Annotated in this window: 1 protein-coding gene; it reads left to right on the plus strand. The window is 44.4% G+C overall.

Going from position 1 to position 529, the window contains the following annotated elements; all coding sequences use genetic code 11:
* Positions 1-529, plus strand: a 529-nt coding sequence (locus tag ABN217_RS20315; RefSeq protein ID WP_349460015.1) for a malate:quinone oxidoreductase, incomplete at both ends; no start/stop codon positions are given.

Consider the following 529-nt stretch of genomic DNA (forward strand, 5'->3'; position numbering starts at 1 on the left):
TGATGATCCAAAACAGATCAATGAGTGGGCTCCACTGATCATGGAAGGCCGTGATCCTAAAGAAGCGATTGCCGTTACCCGTGTTAATACCGGTGCAGATGTCGATTACGGTGCACTAACGCATTTATTAATGGCGCAACTCAGCGAACAATCCGGTTTTTCAGTTCACTATAAACATGAAGTCATCGACGTTAAAAAAGCAGCCGATGGTAGATGGAATATTGAAGTTAAAAACCTACTTACCCATGAAAAAACCATTACCTCTGCAAAATTCGTGTTCGTAGGTGCAGGTGGCCGTGCGATCGAATTACTACAAAAATCAGGGATCCCTGAAGGCAAAGGCTATGGTGGTTTCCCAGTCAGTGGTATCTGGCTACGTTGCGACAACGAAGAAATTGCCTCTCGTCACCACGCAAAAGTGTATGGTAAAGCAGATAAAGGTTCACCACCAATGTCTGTCCCACACTTAGATACACGTATTATTGGTGGTAAGCGCTCCCTATTATTTGGACCTTATGCAGGTTTTTCG

It is taken from the genome of Proteus sp. fly-1067 (assembly GCF_040139345.1).
GTDB lineage: Bacteria > Pseudomonadota > Gammaproteobacteria > Enterobacterales > Enterobacteriaceae > Proteus > Proteus vulgaris_B.